General features: G+C 66.3%; 14 protein-coding genes. 12 read left to right on the forward strand and 2 right to left on the reverse strand.

Annotated elements, in window-relative coordinates:
• Positions 1-26 precede the first annotated feature (26 nt).
• The 11 genes from ABIC17_RS13635 (at position 27) to ABIC17_RS13685 (ending at position 15102) form a co-directional block, all read left to right on the forward strand.
• A complete protein-coding gene (locus tag ABIC17_RS13635) occupies positions 27-1730 on the forward strand; it encodes an ABC transporter transmembrane domain-containing protein (protein ID WP_354282833.1) in 1704 nt (567 codons plus the stop codon).
• Positions 1714-2796: an efflux RND transporter periplasmic adaptor subunit gene (locus ABIC17_RS13640; protein ID WP_354282835.1), complete on the forward strand. Its 1083-nt coding sequence runs from the start codon at positions 1714-1716 to the stop codon at positions 2794-2796. The genes ABIC17_RS13635 and ABIC17_RS13640 overlap by 17 nt, the downstream gene beginning before the upstream one ends.
• On the forward strand, positions 2793-4196 hold the full coding sequence (locus ABIC17_RS13645; protein WP_354282575.1) for a TolC family protein: 1404 nt from the start codon (positions 2793-2795) through the stop codon (positions 4194-4196). The genes ABIC17_RS13640 and ABIC17_RS13645 overlap by 4 nt, the downstream gene beginning before the upstream one ends.
• Before the next feature lie 169 nt (positions 4197-4365).
• Positions 4366-5259 (forward strand): TorF family putative porin, encoded by an 894-nt coding sequence (locus ABIC17_RS13650; RefSeq protein WP_354282576.1) that lies wholly within the window; start codon positions 4366-4368, stop codon positions 5257-5259.
• 111 nt (positions 5260-5370) lie between these two features.
• Entirely contained in the window at positions 5371-5460 is a 90-nt protein-coding gene (gene kdpF, locus ABIC17_RS13655; protein WP_038665721.1) for a K(+)-transporting ATPase subunit F, read from the forward strand.
• Between the two features lie 13 nt (positions 5461-5473).
• Positions 5474-7177 (forward strand): potassium-transporting ATPase subunit KdpA, encoded by a 1704-nt coding sequence (gene kdpA / locus ABIC17_RS13660; protein WP_354282578.1) that lies wholly within the window; start codon positions 5474-5476, stop codon positions 7175-7177.
• Positions 7178-7189: 12 nt separating this feature from the next.
• Positions 7190-9226 carry a potassium-transporting ATPase subunit KdpB gene (gene kdpB / locus ABIC17_RS13665; RefSeq protein WP_354282580.1) on the forward strand — a complete coding sequence of 679 codons (2037 nt, stop codon included), beginning with the start codon at positions 7190-7192 and terminating at the stop codon, positions 9224-9226.
• Between the two features lie 12 nt (positions 9227-9238).
• Positions 9239-9829, forward strand: a complete 591-nt coding sequence (gene kdpC / locus ABIC17_RS13670) for a potassium-transporting ATPase subunit KdpC (RefSeq protein WP_354282582.1) — start codon at positions 9239-9241, stop codon at positions 9827-9829.
• On the forward strand, positions 9829-12504 hold the full coding sequence (locus tag ABIC17_RS13675; RefSeq protein ID WP_354282584.1) for a DUF4118 domain-containing protein: 2676 nt from the start codon (positions 9829-9831) through the stop codon (positions 12502-12504). Before kdpC ends, ABIC17_RS13675 begins: the two co-directional genes overlap by 1 nt.
• The gene (locus ABIC17_RS13680) at positions 12505-13191 is read left to right on the forward strand and encodes a response regulator transcription factor (protein WP_354282586.1); all 687 of its coding nucleotides are present in this window, start codon (positions 12505-12507) and stop codon (positions 13189-13191) included.
• 102 nt (positions 13192-13293) lie between these two features.
• Entirely contained in the window at positions 13294-15102 is a 1809-nt protein-coding gene (locus ABIC17_RS13685) for a DUF885 domain-containing protein (RefSeq protein ID WP_354282588.1), read from the forward strand.
• Positions 15103-15129: 27 nt separating this feature from the next.
• On the opposite strand, the gene ABIC17_RS13690 is transcribed toward ABIC17_RS13685, so the two are convergent.
• Positions 15130-16656, reverse strand: a complete 1527-nt coding sequence (locus ABIC17_RS13690; RefSeq protein WP_502958464.1) for a S10 family peptidase — start codon at positions 16654-16656, stop codon at positions 15130-15132.
• A complete protein-coding gene (locus tag ABIC17_RS13695) occupies positions 16656-18476 on the reverse strand; it encodes a DUF885 domain-containing protein (protein WP_354282837.1) in 1821 nt (606 codons plus the stop codon). Before ABIC17_RS13695 ends, ABIC17_RS13690 begins: the two co-directional genes overlap by 1 nt.
• A gap of 169 nt (positions 18477-18645) precedes the next feature.
• On the opposite strand from ABIC17_RS13695, the gene ABIC17_RS13700 reads away from it, so the two are divergent.
• Positions 18646-19092, forward strand: a complete 447-nt coding sequence (locus ABIC17_RS13700; protein ID WP_354282591.1) for a VOC family protein — start codon at positions 18646-18648, stop codon at positions 19090-19092.
• Positions 19093-19186 lie beyond the last annotated feature (94 nt).

Raw genomic sequence — 19186 nt, forward strand, 5'->3', positions numbered from 1 at the left:
GGGGTCAGTTAGGACGGACGATGGACGTGGCAGGAAAACGGATCGGTTGGCGTGAAGCGGCGGGGTGGCTGGCGGAGATCGTCGGGCCCGACATGCCCTATCTGCGGCTTGCAATGGTCTATGGCCTTGCGATCAGCCTGTTGTCGCTGGCGACCCCGATCTCGGTCCAGTTGCTGATCAACAGCGTCGCCAACACCGCCCTGCCCGCCCCGCTCTGGACGCTGGCCGGGCTGCTCCTGCTGCTGCTGCTGTTCGTCGCCGGGCTGAGCGCGCTCCGCTTCTGGATCATGGCGCTGTTCGAGCGGCGCTTCTTCGCGCGGGTGGTCGCCGAGATCACGCAGCGCGCGGTCCATGCGCAGAACCCGTTCTTCGCTGACCAGAATCGCGGTGACCTGTTCAACCGCTATTTCGATCTGGTCGTGGTGCAGAAGGCGATCCCGAGCCTGGTGATCGGCGGCTTCACGATCCTGCTGCAATCCGCGGTCGGGTTGGTGATTACCAGTTTCTATCATCCGTTCTTCTTGGCGTTCAACGCGCTGCTGATCCTGTTGGTGCTTGCGATCTGGTTGCTGTGGTCGCGCGGATCGATTCGTTCAGCGGTCGCGCTCAGCCATGCCAAGCATGACGCCGCGCGCTGGCTGGAGAGCGTCGGCGGGTCGAACGGCTTTTACAAGTCGAGCCGTCATCTCGATTTCGCGATGGATCGCTCCGAGGCGGTGACTGCCACCTACATCGACCGGCATCGCCGCTATTTCCGCTACAGCTTTGCGCAGACGGTCGCCTTCCTGCTGCTCTACGCGTTTGCCAGCGCCGCGCTGCTCGCGCTCGGCGGCAACTTGATCCTGCGGGGCGAACTGTCGATCGGCCAGCTCGTCGCCGCCGAGCTGATCCTGAGCGGCGTGTTCTACGGGATCTCGCAGCTCGGCTGGTATCTCGACACGCTGTACGACCTCGTCGCGAGCGCCGAGGAACTGTCGCTGGTGTTCGCGATCCCCCAGGAACACGCCGTTGCCGCCGCGGGACAGGCGCCGGCGGACGGCGCAGTCCGGCTCGAGGGCGTCGCGATCGAGGACGCCCGTTTCGACTTCGCGGTCGCTGCAGGCGAACAGCTCGTCACGCTGGCAGACGGGGGTGCCGAGCGACTGCTGGCGATGGTGCTGAAGCGCCACAGCGTGCCCGAGCGCGGTCTCGTCACGGTCGGCGGCACCGATCTGACGACGTTCGACATGTACCTGTTGCGCTCGGAAATCATGGTGCTCGACCGGCCGACGATCGTCGAGGTCACGATCCGCGAATATCTTGCACTTGGTGCTGCGGGGGCGATGTCGGGCAAGATGCTCGATGCGCTCGACGCGGTCGGTCTGCGCGAACGGATCGCGCGGCTTCCCCACGGGCTCGATACCCCGCTTGCCGGATCGGGCTATCCGCTGTCGATCCGCGAGGTGATGGCGCTCAAGCTCGCCAACGCGCTACTCGTCCAGCCACGCGTGCTGATGCTGTCGCAGCTCTACGATCTGATCCCTGCCCAGCGGCTGGCAGACGTGCTGCAGCGGTTGAAGGCGGCGGAGACGACCGTCCTGCTCTGTACCGGCCGACCCGAAGACATTGCGCTCGATGGCTGGTTCCGGCTCGAACCCCACCGACAGCGCCGGTTCGCAACGCGTGACGCGCTGATTGCCGATATGAACGACGATCAGCAGCGTGGAGGCGATGATGGCGTACCAGCCTGACCGCGTGGCACATTTTCCGACGCTGGCGTCGATGCGCGCGCCGCGTATCGCACTCACCATCGCGGGGATGCTGATCATCGGGATCATGGTCGCGGTGGCGATCATGGGGCTGGTCCCGTGGGTGCAGACCGCGAGCGGCACGGGACAAGTCGTCGCGCTCGATCCCGACGACCGCCAGCAACAGGTGACCGCTTTCGTTCCCGGTCGCGTCGAACAATGGTACGTCCAGGACGGACAGCATGTCGCCAAGGGCGACCCGATCGCACGGGTTGCGGATCTCGATCCCGACCTGCTGTCCAGGCTCCGGGCCGAGCGCGCGCAAGTGCAGGCGGAGATCGCCGCGGTTCAGCAGAGCCGCGCGGTCGCCGGGATCGACGTGAACCGCACAAGCCAGCTGTTCGCTGAAGGGCTCGCTTCGCGCCGTGACTATGAGCAGACGCAGATCAAGGTCGCGGACGCCGGCGCCAAGCTGGCCGAGGCGCGCGCGAAGCTCAACCGGATCGACATCCAGCTCAACCGACAGTCCGCGCAGATGGTCCGCGCGCCGCGCGACGGGCGCGTGCAGCAGCTCAACGCCGCGACCGGTGGATCGATGGTGTCGCCGGGCACGGTGCTTGCGGTGATCGCACCCGAACGCGTCCAGCGCGCGGTCGAACTGTATGTCGACGGGCGCGACATGCCGCTGGTCCGCCCCGGCCGTCCGGTCCGGCTGGAATTCGAGGGCTGGCCCGCGATCCAGTTCAGCGGCTGGCCCTCGGTCGCGCAAGGCATGTTCGACGGCCGCGTCCGCGCGATCGATCCCAATGCCGCACCCGACGGGCTTTTCCGCATTCTGGTCGAACCAGCGCCGGGCAAACCCGCCTGGCCGACGCGCGACTATGTTCGGCCCGGCGGCAAGGTGCGCGGCTGGGTGCGCGGGGAGACCGTGCTGGTGGGCTATGAACTGTGGCGTCAGCTTAACGACTTCCCGCTGGAATTCGGCCGCCGCCCTGCCCCGCCGGCCAAGGCGGGCGCCAAGCCTGCGGAATCGAAGGACACGGCCAGCGACGAAGGCGGCAAGAAATGATCCGCCTGATCCTGTTCGTGGTTGCAGCCCTGTGCCCTGTCGCCGCGATCGCGCAGACCGAACCCCTGACGCTGGAAGAGGTGTTGCAGTCGTCCGCACGGTCCGCTCCCCAGATCGTCGAGGCACTGGCGCGCGTTCGGCAAGCGGAGGGACGTGCGCTGTCCGCAGACGGCGCATTCGACACGGTGTTCGACGTCGACGGACGTTCGCGGGTCGCGGGCTATTATGACGGCACCGTCGTCGAGGGCCGCGCGACCCGACCGCTGACGGGCAATGGCGGTTATCTCTATGGCAACTATCGCGCGTCGCGCGGGACCTTCCCGGTGTATGAGGATCAGTCCTACACCAATCGCCTCGGCGAGGCGAAGGTCGGCGCGTTGTTCGCGTTGCTGCGCGACCGTGTGGTGGATGAACGCCGGACCCGCCGACGCGTCGCCGGTTCGGATATCGACGTGGCCCGGTTCGAGGCGGCGATGGTCGCGATCGGGGTCCAGCGTCGCGCGGTCGATGCCTATCAGACGTGGGTCGCGGCGGGATTGCGGCTGAACGCCTATCGCGACCTGCTCGATCTGACCGAACGGCGGCGCGGCGCGATCGCGCGGCAGATCACGCTTGGCGCGCGGCCCGACATCCTGCTGGTTGAGAACGACCAGAACCTCGTCCGGCGGCGTGCGCTGACCGTGCGGGCGGAGCAGGATCTCGCCACGGCGGCCAATGCCCTCTCCTTCTACCTGCGCGACGAGAACGGGGCACCGTTGCTCGTATCGGCAAAGCGGCTGCCACCCGACAGCAGCGCGCTGTCCGGGGTGGCGCTGCGCGGCAATGGACCTGCACCGGTCGAGCGCCCCGACTATCGCGCGATCCTGACCCGGATCGACCAGTCGACCGCGCGGCTGATGCTGGCGGAGAACGACCTTTCACCGCGGCTCGATCTGCGGGGTGAGGTCGGCAAGGATATCGGCGCGGTCGGGCTCGGCGGTCCGACTAAAACGCCGCTGGAAGCGCTGGTCGGCTTCCGGTTCAGCGTGCCGTTGCAGAACCGCGCGGCGAAGGGGCGCGCGGCAGAAGCCCGGGCGGAAATCGACGCACTGACCCAACGCAGCCGTTTCTTGCGCGACCAGATCGCGGTCGAGGTCGAGGGCATCGTGATCGCGGTCGGGGCGACCGAACGACTGGCGACCATCGCCGCGGAGGAGCAAGGCCTGGCCGAGCGTCTCGCGGTAGCGGAACGGCGGCGGTTCGCGCTCGGATCGGGCGACTTCTTCCTGGTCAACCAGCGCGAGGACACCGCCACCGACGCACGCGTTCGCCTGATCGACGCACAGGCCCGCATCGCCTCCGCCCGCGCGGAACTGGCGGCGGCAACCGCCGACCGTGGGGCCTTGGGTCTGGAGGAGTAAGGCTGCAACCCCCCGGCGGCGTTGGTCGTAACCGACGAAAAATGCGTCAACACTATGCGCGCACTATGCCTTTTCCCGGAATCGATCTCGAAATCGAACGTTGGATGCGCCTAATCGCCCATCCCTGAAGGCATCGTCGTGGGACGAGCGCCGCTCAAGGGGTGCACCAATGAAGTTCCGTCATGCGGCCGCGGTCGTCGCGATCTCAATGTTTCCGATCGCCGCACACGCGCAATCGACTCCGGACGACAAGGCCGCCGCGGCCGAGGCCACCGCACACCCGCCCACCGCACCCCCTTCCGCGCTGACCGTCAGCGGGTCGGTCGCGCTCGCGTCCGATTATCGCTTCCGCGGCGTGTCGCAGTCGGACCAGGAGATGGCGATCCAGGGCGGCGTCACGATCGCGCACCAGAGCGGGCTCTACGTCGGTACCTGGGCGTCGAACCTCGCGGGCTGGGGGACGTTCGGCGGCGCCAACATGGAGCTCGACCTGATCGGCGGCTACAAGACCAAGCTGACCGACAGCGCGACGCTCGACGTCGGCGTGACCTGGTACATGTATCCGGGCGGGGCGGACAAGACCGACTTCGCCGAGCCCTATGCCAAGCTGACCGGCACGACCGGCCCCGCCACGCTGACCGCGGGCGTCGCTTATGCGCCCAAGCAGCAGGCGATCGGCAAATGGTACAACACCGGCGCGGATGCCGCGGCCGGCGTTTACAACCGTCCGGGCGCGAAGGACGACAACCTCTATCTGTGGGGTGACGGCGCGCTGGCGGTTGCCGGTACGCCCATCACCGCCAAGGCGCACGTCGGCCACAGCTCGGGGCAGGATGGCCTCGGCCCGAACGCCACCGCAGTCGCGCCCACCGGCGACTATTGGGATTGGTCGCTAGGGGCGGATGCCACCTACAAGAACCTGACGCTCAACGTCAGCTACATCGACACCGACATCTCGAACCAGGAGGCGAGCTACCTCCGCCCGAGCTTCAGCAAGGGCCAGGACGGCACCGGCAACATCGCCGGCAGCACCGTCGTGGTCTCGCTGACGGCTGCCTTCTGACCTCGAAAGGACATCTGATGCAGGACGTTCTCTGGATCGCCATCATGGTCGGGCTGGTGGCGCTGACGCTCGCCTTCGCCCGCCTCTGCGATAACGCGTGAGGAGCAGGCAATGACCCTCGACCTCTGGCTCGCGGCGCTGACCGCGCTCGGCCTTCTCCTCTACCTGGTGGCGGTTCTCATCCGCCCCGAACGCTTCTGAAGGAGGCGGACCAATGACATTCCAGGGCTGGTTCCTGATCCTGGGCTTCGTTGCCATCCTGCTCGCGCTGACCAAGCCGGTCGGTGTGTGGCTTTTCACGCTGTACGAGGGACGGCGGACGCCGCTCCACATCGTGCTCGGCCCGGTCGAGCGCGGCTTCTACAAACTCGCCGGGATCGACCCCGACGCCGAGCAGGGTTGGCGGCGCTATGCGCTGCATATGCTGCTGTTCAACGTCGTGCTCATGGCGTTTACCTATGCCGTCCTGCGGCTGCAGGGCATGCTCCCGGGCAATCCGCAGGGGCTGGCCGGGCTGTCGCCGGATCTCGCGTTCAATACCGCGATCAGCTTCACTGCCAACACCAACTGGCAGAGCTATGGCGGCGAGAGCACGATGTCGAACCTCAGCCAGATGCTGGGGCTCACGATCCACAACTTCCTGTCGGCAGCGACCGGCATCGCGCTCGCCTTTGCATTGTTCCGCGGCTTTGCGCGGCGCGAGGCGAAAGCGATCGGCAATTTCTGGGCCGATATGACCCGGATCACGCTGTACCTGTTGCTGCCGATTTGTGTCGCACTGACACTTTTCTATATCGCCAGCGGCGTGCCGCAGACGATGGCGGGCGTGGTCGACGTGCAGACGCTGGAGGGCGCGAAACAGTCGCTGCTGCTCGGCCCGGTCGCGAGCCAAGAAGCGATCAAGATGCTCGGCACCAATGGTGGCGGCTTCTTCAACGCGAACAGCGCGCATCCGTTCGAGAACCCGACTGCGCTGACCAACCTCGTCCAGATGCTGTCGATCTTCCTGATCGGCTTCGGGCTGACCTGGACGTTCGGCAAGGCGGTGGGCAACACCAAGCAGGGCTGGGCGATCCTGTCGGCGATGCTGATCCTGTTCCTCGCGGGCGTCACCGTCACCTATTGGCAGGAAGCCGCGGGCAACCCGGTGCTGCAGCATCTCGGCGTTGCTGGCGGCAATATGGAGGGCAAGGAGGTCCGCTTCGGGATCGCCGCGTCCGCCTTGTTCTCGGTCGTCACGACTGCGGCGTCGTGCGGTGCGGTCAATGCGATGCATGACAGCTTCACCGCGCTCGGCGGGCTGGTTCCTTTGTTCAACATGCAGCTCGGCGAGGTCGTCATCGGCGGCGTCGGCGCAGGGATCTACGGCTTCCTGCTGTTCGCGATCCTCGCGGTGTTCGTCGCGGGGCTGATGGTCGGGCGCACGCCCGAATATGTCGGCAAGAAGATCGAAAGCCGCGAAGTGAAGCTCGCGGTGCTGGCGATCGCGGTGCTGCCGTTGATGATCCTCGGGCTCACCGCGCTGTCGTCGGTGCTGCAACAAGGACTCGCGGGGCCGCTCAACAAGGGGCCGCATGGCTTCTCGGAGATCCTCTACGCCTTCACCAGCGCGGTAGCCAACAACGGCTCCGCCTTTGCTGGCCTGACTGCCAACACGCCGTATTACAACGGGCTGCTGGGTGTCGCGATGTGGGTCGGGCGGTTCTTCATCATCGTGCCGATGCTCGCCATCGCGGGGAGTCTCGCGGCGAAGAAGTACACGCCCGAAAGCGCGGGCTCGTTCCCGACGACGGGCGGGCTGTGGGTGGGGCTGCTGGTCGGCATCATCCTGATCCTGGGTGGTCTCACCTTCCTGCCGAGCCTCGCGCTCGGTCCCATCGCCGATCATCTTGCGATGATCAGCGGCACACTGTCCTGATCGGGGGCCACCATGGCAAAGACCCAGACAAAAAGCCTGTTCACGGCCGACCTCGTCGTGCCCGCGATCAAGGCGTCGTTCCTCAAACTCGATCCCAAGGAACTGATCCGCAACCCGGTGATGTTCGTCACCGGCGTGGTCGCGGCGTTGATGACCGTGCTGCTCGTGGTCGGGCAGGACAATCTGTCGCTCGGCTTCAAGCTTCAGCTCGCCATCTGGCTATGGCTGACCGTGCTGTTCGGCACGTTTGCCGAGGCGCTCGCCGAAGGGCGCGGCAAGGCGCAGGCCGCCAGCCTGCGCGCCACCAAGGCGGAACTGACCGCAAAGCGGCTGAAGGGCGACGGTCGCGAGTTCGACGCGGTCCCCGCCAGCCAGCTCAAGGTCGGTGATATCGTGCTGGTCGAGACTAACGACCTGATCCCGTCCGATGGTGACGTCGTTTCGGGTGTCGCCTCGGTCAACGAGGCGGCGATCACCGGCGAAAGCGCGCCGGTGATCCGCGAGGCGGGCGGCGATCGCTCGGCGGTGACCGCTGGCACGCGCGTCATCTCGGACGAGATCCGCGTCAAGGTGACGGTCGAACCTGGCAAGGGTTTCCTCGACCGGATGATCGCGCTGGTCGAAGGCGCCGAGCGCCAGAAGACGCCGAACGAGATCGCGCTGACGCTGCTGCTCGTCGGGCTGACGATCATCTTCCTGATCGCGGTCGGCACGATCCCGGGCTTCGCGTCCTACGCCCACGGGTCGATCCCGGTGGCGATCCTGGCGGCGTTGCTGATCACGCTGATCCCGACGACGATCGCTGCGCTGCTCTCGGCGATCGGCATCGCGGGCATGGACCGGCTGGTGCGCTTCAACGTGCTCGCCAAATCGGGACGTGCGGTCGAGGCGGCAGGCGACATCGACGTGCTGCTGCTCGACAAGACCGGCACGATCACGATCGGCGACCGGCAGGCAAGCGAGTTCCGCGCGGTCTCGGGCACCAGCCCGCAGCAACTCGCCGAGGCCGCCTTGCTCGCGAGCCTCGCCGACGAAACGCCTGAAGGCCGCTCGATCGTGGTGCTCGCGCGGCAAGCGTTCAGCGTCGCGACGACTGAGCTTCCGACCGGGGCCGAGATCATCCCGTTCACCGCGCAGACCCGCATCTCGGGCGTGCAGATCGGCGATACGTTGATCCAGAAGGGGGCGGTGGATTCGATCCTGCGCGCCAATGCCGGATCGGGCGAAACCGCGGCGGCGACCGAACTCCGCCGGATCACCGACGAGATCGCCCGCGCCGGCGGCACGCCGCTGGCGGTGGCGCAGGACGGGCGGCTGCTCGGCGCGATCTTCCTCAAGGATGTGGTCAAGGCTGGCATCCGCGAGCGGTTCGGCGAGTTGCGCGCGATGGGCATTCGCACGGTGATGATCACCGGCGACAATCCGCTCACTGCGGCGGCGATCGCGGCAGAGGCGGGCGTGGACGATTTCCTCGCCCAGGCGACGCCCGAGGACAAGCTCGAGCTGATCCGCAAGGAACAGACCGGTGGCCGCCTGGTCGCGATGTGCGGCGACGGCACCAACGACGCGCCCGCGCTCGCGCAGGCCGATGTCGGCGTCGCGATGAACACCGGCACGCAAGCCGCGCGCGAAGCGGGGAACATGGTCGATCTCGACAGCGATCCGACCAAGCTCATCGAGGTCGTCGGCCTCGGCAAGCAGTTGCTGATGACGCGCGGGGCGCTGACGACCTTCTCGGTCGCCAATGACGTCGCGAAATATTTCGCGATCATCCCGGCGATGTTCGTCGTGCTCTATCCGGGGCTTGGCGTGCTCAACGTGATGCGGCTGGGCAGCCCCGAAAGCGCGATCCTGTCGGCGATCATCTTCAACGCGGTCATCATCCCGTGCCTCGTCCCGCTGGCGCTGCGCGGCGTTGCCTACAAGCCGATGGCAGCCGGACCGCTGCTCGCGCGCAACCTCGCGGTGTACGGCCTGGGTGGCCTGATCGCACCGTTCATCGGCATCAAGCTCATCGACCTTGTGGTCGGTGGCCTCGGTCTCGCGTAAGGATAGACAGACATGGGCAAGGATTTCTCTTCCGCACTCCGACCAGCGATCGTCATGACGATCCTGTTCGCGGTCCTTCTCGGGCTCGTTTACCCGCTCGCCATGACCGGAATCGGCCAGGCGCTGTTCCCGAGCCAGGCGAACGGGAGCCTGGTGCGCGACGCCCGAGGTACCGTGATCGGCTCCACCGTGGTGGGACAGGCCTTCACGACCGATCGTTACTTCCAGACCCGGCCATCGGCGGCGGGCAAGGGCTATGACGGTCTTGCGTCGTCGGGGTCCAACCTCGGCCCGGCGAGCCAGGCGCTGGTCGATCGCGTGAAACCCGACATCGCCAAGCGCCGTGCCGAGGGCGTGACCGGTCCGATGCCCGCCGATCTGGTCACCGCCAGCGGTTCGGGGCTCGACCCCGACCTCTCTCCCGCCGCCGCTTTGGCGCAGGCGCCGCGGATCGCGCGCGTCCGCAGCGTGCCGGTCGAGCGGGTTCGCACTTTGGTCACCGATGCGACGGATGCGTCGATCCTGGGTGAGCCGCGCGTCAATGTCCTCGCGCTCAACCGCGCGCTCGACGCTCTGCCAGCCTCCGGCGAGCCTGCGCGCTGATGCCGGTCTCGGGCGACGGCAGACCTGATCCCGACGCCCTCCTGCGCGCCGCCGCGCAGGAGGGCCGAGGGCGTCTCAAGGTCTTCCTCGGTGCCGCGCCCGGAGTCGGCAAGACCTTCGAAATGCTATCCGAAGGCGCGGCGCGCCGGCGCGACGGGGCGGATGTCGTCGTCGGCGTCGTCGAAACGCACGGGCGCACGGAGACCGAGGCGCTCACTCGCGGGCACGAAATCATGCCGCGTCTTCCGATCCCCTATGAAGGGCGGACGCTGTACGAGATGGATCTCGACGCGATCCTTGCGCGCGCGCCGGGCCTCGTCCTCGTCGACGAACTCGCGCACACCAATGCAAGCGGTAGCCGTCACCCCAAACGCTATCAGGACGTCGAGGAACTGCTCGCCGCGGGGATCGACGTCTATTCCACCGTCAATATCCAGCACGTCGAGAGCCTCAACGACGTGGTCGCCAGCTTCACCCGAGTCCGCGTCCGCGAAACGGTGCCCGACAGCGTGCTGGAAATGGCCGAGATCGAGGTCGTCGACATCCCGCCCGACGAGCTGATCGATCGGCTGAAGGCGGGCAAGGTCTATCTGCCGCAGGAAGCGACGCGCGCGCTGTCACATTTCTTCTCCAAATCCAACTTGTCGGCGTTGCGCGAACTCGCGCTGCGGCGCGCGGCACAGGCGGTCGACGCGCGGATGCTCGACGACGTCCGCGCGCTCGGGCTCGGCGGCACCTGGGCGGGCGGCGACCGGATCGTCGTCGCGATCAACGAACTGCCCGGTGCCGACACGCTGGTGCGCGCGGGCAAGCGCGTCGCGGACGGCCTGCGGGGGCCGTGGACCGCGGTGTTCATCGAAACCCCGCGCGCGGCGCATTTCACCGACGCGCAGCACCAGCGCGTCGCCGCGGCGATGACGCTCGCGACGCAGCTCGGCGCGGCGGTCGCCACCGTGCCCGCGACCGATGTTGTCGCCGGACTCCAGAGTTTCCTGATCGACGCGCGCGCGACGCAGCTCGTTATGGGCAAGTCGCGCCGGTCGCGCTGGTTCGAATGGCTCCACGGCTCGGTCGTCGACCGCGTGATCCGCGATACGCCGGGGGTGACGGTTCACGTGCTGCCGATGGTGGCCGAAGGGGCGGCACGCGAACGTGGCCGCCGCCGTCCCGCGCGCTGGGGCACGCCCGGTGGCTATGCGGTGACCACCGCGATGATCGCGGGCATCACCGGCATCGCCAGCGCGCTGCTCCACATCCTCGATCTCGGCAATGTCGCGTTGCTGTATCTGCTGCCGGTAATGACCGCGGCGAGCCTGTATGGCCTGCGCACCGGCCTGTTCGCGGGGATCGCCTCCAGCCTTGCCTATAACTTCTTCTTCCTGCCGCCGGTCGGCACGCTGAGCATCAGCAACCCCGAGAACCTGGTCTCGGTCGTCGTCCTGCTCGGCATCGCGATCGCGACGAGCCAGCTGACCTCGCGCGTCCGCGCGCAGGCCGATCTTGCCGCGGCGAGCGCGCGGACCAATGCGACGCTCGCCGGTTTCCTGCGGCAGATCACCAGCGTCAACGATATCGACGTCGCCGCGCAGATGATCTGCGACGACGTCGGCGGGCTGCTCGACGTACAGGTCATCCTGCTCGTCGCCGGGACGGGCACCAACCTCGAGATCCTCGCGGCGAGCGATGCGGCTTACCATCTCGACACGATGGATACCGCCGCCGCCACCTGGGCGCTCGACACCGGAATGGCGGCGGGAAAGGGCTCGGGCACGCTCGCGGCATCGGAATGGCTGTTTCAGCCGCTGAAAGCCGGTGGCCGCGTGCTCGGTGTGCTCGGCGTCGCCAAGGAGACGACTGCCGACCCGGTCCGCGCGGACCAGCTGCCGTTGCTCAGCAGTTTGCTCGACCAGTCCGCACTGGTGCTCGAGCGGTTGCGGCTCGAAGTCGAGATGCGCGATGTCGAGACCGTGCGGACGCGCGACCGGTTGCGCGCGGCGCTGCTGTCCTCGGTCAGCCACGACCTGCGCACCCCGCTCACCGCGGTCATCGCCGCGGCGGACCAGCTCGAACATGGCGCGACGCCAGAGCTGATCGGGACGATCAAGGCCGAGGCCGCGCGGCTCAACCGCTTCGTCGCCAATCTGCTCGACATGGCGCGAGTCGAGGCGGGGGCATTGAAGCTCAACGTCGAGCCGACCGACCTCAGCGATGCGGTGACCGGCGCGGCGCACGATGCGCGGCGTGCGCTGGAAGGCCATGCGGTCCGGCTCGACGTCCCGCCCGATTTGCCGTTGGTCTATACCGACCCGCAGCTGCTCCACCATTGCCTGCTCAACCTGCTCGACAATGCGGGGCGCTACGGCGATCCCGGCACCGAGATCGTGATCGAGGGGCGGCACCGCTTCGGCGAGCTTCGCCTCGCGGTGAAGGATCATGGCCCCGGCTTGCCGCCCGGCAGGGAAACCGAAGTGTTCGAGACGTTCCGCCGCCTCGAAGGGTCCGATCGCGCGATCGGGGGAACGGGGCTCGGCCTCGCGATCGTCAAGGCGTTCGCCGAGGCGATGGACATGACGGTCGAGGCCGGGAACCGCGACGACGGTCCGGGCGCTGCCTTCACGCTGATCTTTCCGCCCAAGCTCATCGTCCGCGATCCCAAACCCGAAAGCCTTGCCTGAATGCCCGCAAAGATCCTCGTGGTGGACGACGAAGCCGCCATCCGTCGCCTGCTCCGCAATACGCTCACCCGCGCGGGCTATGCCGTGGTCGAGGCGGAGGACGGGCGGCAAGCGCTGCACCAGGCGGCGGTCGAGCATCCGAGCGCGGTGCTGCTCGACCTCGGTTTGCCCGATCGCGACGGGCTGAGCCTGATTCCGCTGCTGCGCACGCACGGCGATGCGGTGATCCTGGTCGTGTCGGCGCGCGATGCGGTCGACGAGAAGGTCACCGCGCTCGATCTGGGGGCGGACGATTTCATCACCAAGCCGTTCGACAGCGAGGAACTGCTGGCCCGCCTGCGCGTGGCGCTGCGGCATCGCGGACTGTCCGAAACCACGCCCAAGATCGTGCGCACCGGCGACGTCAGCATCGATCTCGATCGCCGTGTCGTGTTCCGTGGCGAAGAGGAACTGCATCTGACGCGCAAGGAGCATGACGTGCTCGCGGTGCTCGCGCGGCATGTCGGTCGCGTGGTCACGCACCAGCGCGTGCTCGCTGCGGCATGGGGCGGCGAGGAGGACCCGCGCGTCGAATATCTCCGCATCGTGATCCGCAACCTGCGGCAGAAACTGGAACATCCGGGGCCGGTCGGCAGCGTCATCGCCAATGAACTGGGCGTTGGTTACCGCCTGCGTTCCGACGCCTGACGTTCCGCAAAACGCCCGTCACAATCCTTAAATGCAAACAAATCGCTTAAATTCCAGCGACAGAATACAGTAAGCCGGTCGCCATCATCATCGGGAGCGATCATGCACCGCCGTCAATTCCTTGCCTCTACCAGCCTGCTGTCTGCAGCTGCGGCAACACTGCCTCAGGCGGTTTTCGCAGCCTCGCGCAATCAGGACGCAGACTTCCGCGCGATGCTCGATCGTTTCTTTTACGCCCGCCTCGAGGACAGCCCCGAACAGGCAACGTCGCTCGGCCTGGATACCGGCACGCGCACGCAGTTGAAGACGAAACTGGACGACACATCGCGCGCTGCGCAAACACGACAGTTCGCGCGGGCCAGGCAGGAACTCGCCGCCTTGAAGACAGTACGGCGCGACGCGCTGAGCGAAGCAGCACGCCTCGACTACGATGTCGTCCGCTATGGCGTAGAGCGGGTGCTAGACGGCGAGCGCTATGCCTATGGGGCCAGTGCCAGTCGATACGCGCCCTATGTCCTGTCGCAGCTGACGGGCGCGTACCGGAATGTCCCTGACTTCCTGGCCAACCAGCACAGGGTTCAAAACGCTTCCGACGCCGACGCCTATGTCGCGCGGGTGGAGGCATTCGCCGGCGCGATCGATGCGGAAACCGAACGGCAGCAGGAAGACGCTGCCAAGGGCGTGTTTGCCCCGGATTTCATCCTCGACACCACGCTCAAACAGCTGGCGGCGGTACGCGACAAGACACCCGGCGCGAGCGGTCTCGTGGCGGACCTTTCTGCCAAGCTCAAGGCGGCCAACCTGCCGCCGCAACGCGCGATGCTCGTCGAGAAGCTGATTGGGGATCGGGTCTACCCTGCGCTGGACCGGCAACGCGCGCTGGTGACCGAGCTTCGCGGACGTGCACGCCATGATGCCGGCGTCTGGCGCCTGCCCGATGGCGACGCCTATTACGCTGCGGCGGCCAGCGCAGCGACCACGGTGGACATGACCGGCGACGAGATCCACAGGCTCGGCCTCGCACAAGTGGCGGAGATTGGAGCGCGGATCGACACCATCCTCCGGTCACAGGGACTGACCCAGGGTAGCGTCGGCGACCGATTGGTGGCCCTCAACAAGCGCCCCGATCAACTCTATCCCAATACCGATCCGGGGCGCGAACAGCTTCTCCTGCAACTGCGCGGGCAGATCTCGGCGATGACGAAGCGCCTTCCCGAGCAATTTGCCGTTCTCCCGCGGGCGCCGGTCGAAGTCCGTCGGGTGCCCGAGGCCATTCAGGCAGGTGCTCCCGGAGGATATTACCAATCCGCCTCACTGGACGGCACGCGACCGGCGATTTACTTCATCAACCTCCGCGATACGTTCGACCGTCCGAAATTCGGACTGGCGACGCTCAGCTATCACGAGGCAGTACCGGGTCATCATCTCCAGGTCATGTCCGCGCTGGAGAGCCAGGACATCCCGCTGATCCGCCGCCGCGAGTTCTATTCGGGCTATTCCGAAGGGTGGGCGCTCTATGCCGAGCAGCTTGCCGACGAGATGGGCCTGTATGAGGGCGATCCGCTAGGCCAAGTCGGTTATCTGCAGTCGCTGCTCTTCCGCGCGACGCGCCTCGTGGTGGACTCGGGGATGCACGCCAAACGGTGGAGCCGCGAGAAGGCGACCGACTATCTGATCGCCACCACCGGCATCGCGCGTGGCCGTAGTCAGGGCGAGATCGACCGCTACACCGTCTGGCCGGGCCAGGCGTGCAGTTACAAGATCGGCCACACCGTCTGGGTCCGCTTGCGTGACGAGGCCAAGCGGAAGGCGGGCGCGCAATGGGATCCGAAGGCGTTCCACAAGATTCTGACGATGGGCGCCATGCCGCTCACCGTTCTGGAGGAAGTCGCCCGCCAGCAAATGACGTGATGCGCAACCGGGCGACGGTGCCATTGCCTAATTGGCTGGCAAGGCACCGCCTCCATAGATCGTGCGGGCATCGCGTTTGAAGGCCGCGCCGCTGTCTTCGCGGCTGTAGAACATGTGGCCGCCGGGATAGACGGTGAGCTTTACCCGTTCCACCGCACCGAAACTCGGCAGTTGGTCGACGATCAGCCGCGAGGCGAAGAACGGACAGGACAAATCGTCCCAGCCGTGCACGATCATCACGGCCATTCTGGGATCGTTGGCGATCGCCTTGCGCAGGTCGGTGACCGGCGTGTCGTCCGGCTTGCCACGGTCCCATGCCGCATTCACCTCGTACGACAGCGCATGATACCTGGCGTCGGTCTTCCACCCCACTTCGCGCGTCATGAAATCGACCACCGCGCTGGTCGTCGGCGCGATCAGCGCGTCAAGGATCGGATCGCTCGACTGGCGTGCGGCAGACCAGGGAAACGGATCGAACGCGGTCACGTTGGAATCGTAGATGCTGCCGATGGTCCCGTCTGCACGGTGGATTTCACGGAGGAACGTCGCGGAGTCGACCCGCCCGCCCAATTTCTGGACCAGCCCCGGATCGAGCCCCGTCAACCGGCTGACATTGGCCACAAGCCGCGACACCGCCTGCGGATCGGTCCGCCCGCGCAGCAGGTCCGTTGCGAATGCTCCGCGGGTGTACGCTTCGACGTCGGCCATCGCCGCAGGCGTCAATAGCTTCTGTTGCTCGAGATGCGCGGCGGCCATCGACGGTAAGGCGATCATCCACGGCAACGGCGACAGCGCCGTCGCGCCGTCGCCCGACGCGGGGTCGAGATACGGCGAGACCATCACGATCCCGTTGACCCCGACCCCGATCTGAGACTGGAGTTCATAGGCGATGCGCGGCGCGCGGTAGCCGCCGTAGCTCTCGCCCATCACGTACTTCGGCGACCGCAACCGGCCCGCCGTAACGAGCCAGTCGTAGATCACCTTGGACAGATATTTGATGTCGGGGTCATTGGCGTAGAACGCCTTCTTGGTTTTCTCTTCGTCGACCAGACTGCGGCTGAACCCCGTGCCGACGGGATCGATGAACACCAGATCGGTAAAATCGAGCCAGCTGTTGGGGTTGTCGGTCGTGATCGGCGCATCGGACGGTGCGTTGCCCTGGGCGCCGAACTGGACCCGCTTGGGGCCTACCGCGCCAAGGTTCAGGAACACCGACGACGCGCCGGGACCACCGTTGAACGCGAACGTCACCGGCCGATTGGGTGCGGCACCCCCCTTCCCCGAACCGGCCGCGACATAGGAGGTGTAGACGACCTGACCGATTTCCTTACCCTTGTCGTCCCGCACGGAGATCTTGCCGACGGTAGCGTCGTACGCGATGCGGCGACCACCGATCATCGCCGACTGACGCACCGTCTTGTCGGCGGGCAGCGGCGGCAGCTTGACCTCGTCGTCGACCTTCTTCTCGACGGTCGAGGTTTCCTTCTTGTCCTGCGCCGCGATCGGCGTTGCGACCAGGCTTGCCACAGCGAGCAAAGGGATCAGGCGCAGCATCATTTCGCGGGGCCCCCGCCGATGGCAATCCAGGCGTCGATCTTGCGTTCGAGGACCGGCATCGGCAACGATCCCGTGTCGAGCACCTGCGCATGAAAATTGCGCGGGTCGAACTTCGCACCCAGCGCCGCCTGCGCTTTCGCCTTGGTCCGCGAGATCGTCAGCTGCCCGATCTTGTAGGCAAGCGCCTGACCTGGAATTGCGATATACCGTTCGACCTCGGCGGTCGCATCGGTGCGCGACATCGGCGAATTGGCGAGCATGTAATCGATCGCCTGATCGCGCGTCCAACCCTTGGCATGGAGGCCGCTGTCGACCACCAGCCGCATCGCACGCAGCATCTCGTCGTTCAGCCCGCCCATCCGCTGATACGGATCGCTCTCCACCCCAAGTTCTTTCCACAGGGTCTCGGCATAGAGCGCCCAACCCTCGACATAAGCGGTGTTCCCGCCGAACCGCATGAAGGCGGGCAGCGCGGTGTTTTCCTGCGCAAGGCTGATCTGGAAATGATGCCCCGGCACGCCTTCGTGGAGGAACAGCGTCTCCATCTCCCACATGTAGCGCGAAGGCAGGTCGTAGCTGTTGTAGTAGAACACGCCCGGCCGCGACCCGTCGGGCGTGCCGCCGTTGTAGGAGCCCCCCGCCTCGGTCTTTTCCTTGAACGCGGGGACCGGACGGATGTCGAGCGCGGTCTTTGGCGTCAGCGAGAATTGCTCGGGAATGCGCTGGTAGATGCGCTTTTCGATCGCCTTGTAACCGTCGCGAAGCTGGTCGACCGAACACGGCTGGAACTGTTTGTCGGTGCGCAGAAAGGTAAAGAAGGCGGGCAGATCCCCGGTGAAGCCGACCGCCTGTTTCTGCGCTTCCATCCCCTTCAGGACCCGCGCAACCTCCGACAGCCCAAGCTGGTGCACCTCCTCCGCAGTCATCGGCAGCGTCGTATTCTGCCGGATCAGATACGCGTAATAGGCGTCGCCGCCGGGCAGCGCGGACAGCCCCACCGTGTCGCGCGCGACCGGCAGATACGTCTTCGCAAGGAAGTCGCGCATCCGCTGATGCGCGGGCGTGATGACGTCGCGGATCTGCGCCGCATAGGCCGCCTTCAGGCGCGCCTGGTCGGCGGCGGCAATCGTCCCGGGAAAGGTCTTCACCGGGGCGTAGAAGGTAGACCCCTCGACGCCTTCGGCGATGAGATTGTCGAACTCCTGAATCATGTTGGTGACGATCAGCTTCGGATGGACGATCCGGTCCGCCATGCCCTGACGAAACAAGCCGATCGCGCGGTCGAGCACCGCGGCATATTGCGCGTTGCGCTTGAGGTTGTTCTCGTAGTCCGCAAGCGTCTTGAACGGTGCCGCGCCCTTTCCCGAGGCGAAGTCCGGGTAGAATGTCTGGAACCCGTTGAAATGGTCGATCGGCAGGACGCGCTGGACCTTGAGGATCCCGGGCGCGTATCCGGCGAGATCGGTCTCGTTGCTGGTCTTGAACACGTCATAGGCGATCTGGTCGATCGGGGTCAGCCGGTTCCGATCGATCGTCTTGAGCGCAGCGAGATTGCCCTCGATCGCGGCGCGTTCGCCCGCCAGATACGCATCGGTCAGATAGTCGCCGAGCCGGTCCGCATAGCGCAGGTCGCCGCGAAAGATCGCCGTGATCGGGTTGCGTTTCAGGCTCGCCTCATCGCTGTCGTAGAAAAGCCGTTTGAGGCGGGTGTCGTCTGCGCCCTCCCCTGGCTGTGCGACCGGCGGGGGCAGTGCCTGCGCCGTGGCTACGGTCGCGCCGAGCGTGGTGGACAGTAAGGCGGCAATCAGCAGTTTCAGCGACACCAGGCGTTCCTTCAGGTGGGACGGAACGACGTAGAATAGCGCAAGTGCCCTCGCAAGCTCGGGCGGTCCTGTCGGCGCAGGCCAACCAATCTGCGATCGCAACGCTGGCGGTTAACCGCGAATAGGCTAGCGTGCGCATCCCCTGTCGCGGAGCGAGTCATCCATGATCCTATACCCAGTTCTGCTCACCCTCGCCGCGGCCCAACAGACCGAGGTCGCGGCGCCGGCGCAGGCCGAGCACGTTGCAATCCAGGCCACGGACATCGATCGCAGTGCGGCCTTTTATCACGAAGCGTTCGGACTGCGGATTATTCCCACACCCCTGAAGAACCGCCGGTGGCTCGACCTCGGCAATGGGCTGGCACTGCACATCCTCGACGGACGCGTCGCTCCCAAGCCGTCAAACCGGAACGAACACCTCGCGCTCCACGTCAACGACCTCGCGACGGTCACGGCATGGCTGGACCGGCACAAGCTTGTCTGGACCGACCTCGCTGGTACGCCGAGCACGATGCAGAACCGTTTTGACGGCGTCCGGCAAATCTACGTGCAGGATCCCGACGGCTACTGGCTGGAAATCGGGGACTCCCGGGGCGTTCGGACGCAGTGATGCAGCGGCCGCAAAGCGGCTGACGATTGCGCATTCGGGGTGATCAGGCTTTCCAACCTTGTGGCAAAACCCCGCTGTGTTTGAGACCTGAGTG

This window comes from Sphingomonas sp. PvP056, assembly GCF_040549155.1.
Lineage (GTDB): Bacteria > Pseudomonadota > Alphaproteobacteria > Sphingomonadales > Sphingomonadaceae > Sphingomonas.